This window comes from Paraburkholderia sp. J11-2 (assembly GCF_905220185.1).
Lineage (GTDB): Bacteria > Pseudomonadota > Gammaproteobacteria > Burkholderiales > Burkholderiaceae > Paraburkholderia.
The window spans coordinates 1-2,503 of sequence record NZ_CAJMYY010000070.1; the positions used below are offsets into that span (position 1 = coordinate 1).

The window sequence follows — 2,503 nt, forward strand, 5'->3', positions numbered from 1 at the left end:
GCTACACCGTCCCGCGGTGCGAGCCGGATAGGCCCCGCGTCGAGCTTCCCGTGATCTGCGACCAGATAGGCCGAGCCCGGCTTCGGTAACACGTGGCTTATTGTCGCGCCTTCGCGCAGGGTGGCGACACGCACGCGTGCGTCGGCATTGATGGGCAGCGCGCCTTCGCGCACATCTTGGGGATCGCCGCTCGCCAGCGTCACGAAACGGCCTTCGCGACATTCGCGCGAACAGACACGCATTGACCAGCGCGGCGTACCGCCCGGCGTCCGCGGACGCAGCCAGATCTGAAACACGCGCGTGGCGACATCTTCCTCGTTACGCTCGGTGTGATGGATCGTTGCGCCCGCACTCATCACCTGCACGGAATCGGCGACGAGCCGGGCGCGATTGCCCGCATCGTCTTCGTGCGTGATCGCGCCCGAGCGCACCCACGTGACAATCTCGACGCTGCGATGGGCATGCATCCCGAAGCCCGAACGCGGCGCGAACTCATCGTCGTTCCAAACGTAGAGCGGGCCGAGCGGCGTATGTCCCGCGCGTCCGGTCTCGCCCACGCGAAAATGCAGCCTCGCGTCGAGCCAGTCGCTCTTGATTGCGCCGAGAGTAAGAAAAGGGCGATGTTCGATCATGATGAAACTCCGTTCGGGCGCACGGATGTGACTGCCCCCACCCGTGCGCCCATGCTACGTTCAGATCTGCTGCTGGCCGCCATCGACGAACAGTTCAATGCCGTTCACGAAGCTCGCATCGTCCGAAGCGAGAAACAGCGCGGCGCTGGCGATTTCGCCGGGCTCGCCCAGACGTCCCATCGGGATTTGCGCGGCCAGGTAATCGGCGAGACCCTGGCGCTGGGCAGCATCGTCGCCGGCCAGGTCGAGCAGGCCGGGCGTGCGGGTCGCGCCTGGGCTGATCGTGTTCACGCGGATCTGGCGATCCTTGAGGTCGAGAATCCAGTTGCGTGCGAACGAGCGCACCGCAGCCTTCGACGCCGAATACACGCTGAACGCCGCCGTGCCCGCGCTGCCCGCCGTCGAACCCGTAAGAATCACCGATGCACCCCTGGCCAGCAGCGGCAGGGCCTTCTGCACCGTGAACAGCACGCCCTTCACGTTGCGGTTGAAGGTGTCGTCGAAGTGTTCTTCGGTGATGTTGCCGAACGGCAGCATCGATCCGCCGCCTGCGTTGGCGAACAGCACGTCCAGACGGCCCTGTTCTTCCTTGATCTGCGCATACAGCGCGTCGAGTTCGTTCAGCTTCGTGGAATCGACGCGCACGCCGGTCGCCTGGCCGCCCGCTTCGCGGATGCTCTTCACAGCGGCATCGAGTTCGGCCTGGCGGCGGCCCGTGAGATAGACGTGCGCGCCTTCGGTGGCGAAGCGCTGCGCGGTGGCGAGGCCAATGCCGCTGGTTGCGCCGGTAACGAGTGCGATCTTGTTGTCGAGTTTGCGTGCCATGGTCGTGCTCCTTTCGTTTCGTTCGGTAGAAGTGGGTGCTGGCTGGTTCGGTGTTGCGTGCTGCGATGTGAGAAGAATATCGACGTCCCGGTCTTATCGAAATAGAATTGATTGCAACCTAACGTTGCATAAATGAAAAGATGAGGGGAAATGGCGAAGCTGCCTGATTTCGAAGGACTCGCGATGTTCGCGAAGGTCGCCGAGGAGGGATCGTTCGCGGCGGCGGCGCGCGCGATGGGCGTGTCGGTGGCGACGGTCTCGCGCGGTGTGGCGCGTCTGGAGGACCGGCTGGGCGCGCGGCTTTTCAACCGCACGTCGCGCCAGCTGTCGCTGACCGAGTTCGGCCGCACGATCTGCGAGAAGGCCGGCGAGATCTACCGGCAGGCGGAAGAGGCCGAAAGCGCGGCGCGCGAAATGTCGGTGCAGCCGCGCGGGCTGGTGCGCCTGGCCGTGCCGATGTCGTTCGGGCTGCGCTGGGTCGCGCCGCTGCTGCCGGGGTTCTTCCGCGCGTATCCGGAAGTGTCGATCGACCTGCATCTGTCGGATGCGTCGGTCGATCTGGTCGCCGATGGATTCGACGCCGCGCTGCGTATTGCCGCGTTGCCCGATTCGTCGCTGGTGGCGCGGCGGCTATGTGCGGTGACGCAATACGTGGTGGCGTCGCCGGAATATCTGGCGCGCGAAGGACGGCCGGCCCATCCGCGCGAACTGGCGGATCGGCCGTGTCTCTCGTACGCGTATCGCGCGCGTAGCGATGTCTGGCGTTTCACCAACGACGCGGGCGAGGAGGAGCCGGTGATGCCGACCGGCCCGCTGCGCGTGACGAATTCCGATGCGCTGTTGCCCACGCTTCTGGATGGCCTGGCGATTGCCGAACTGCCCGAATTCATCGCCGGCGAGTATCTGGCCGATGGCCGCCTCGAAGCGATCCTTACCGACTGGTCGCTGACCAGGGGCGGCCTTTACTTCGTCACGCCGTCGGCGCGCGCGCGGCCAGCAAAGGTGGCGGCGCTGTCCGATTACTTCGCCGGGCATCTTTCCGATCC

3 protein-coding genes are annotated in these 2,503 nt (G+C 65.5%); 1 reads left to right on the top strand and 2 read right to left on the bottom strand.

Features of this window, described 5'->3' with window-relative positions; genetic code table 11:
• Positions 1-632: pirin family protein (locus U5A57_RS41095; RefSeq protein ID WP_321918044.1), on the bottom strand; the 632-nt coding region annotated here is incomplete at its 3' end.
• Between the two features lie 60 nt (positions 633-692).
• Positions 693-1,457 carry an SDR family NAD(P)-dependent oxidoreductase gene (locus tag U5A57_RS41100; RefSeq protein WP_321918045.1) on the bottom strand — a complete coding sequence of 255 codons (765 nt, stop codon included), beginning with the start codon at positions 1,455-1,457 and terminating at the stop codon, positions 693-695.
• 150 nt (positions 1,458-1,607) lie between these two features.
• Between U5A57_RS41100 and U5A57_RS41105 the strand changes: the two genes are divergently transcribed.
• On the top strand, positions 1,608-2,503 hold an 896-nt coding region (locus U5A57_RS41105; protein ID WP_321918046.1), incomplete at its 3' end, for a LysR family transcriptional regulator.

Coding starts and splice junctions, on each gene's coding strand:
- U5A57_RS41100 (WP_321918045.1), bottom strand. CDS start 1,457: ATGGCACGCAAACTCGACAACAAGATCGCACTCGTTACCGGCGCAACC.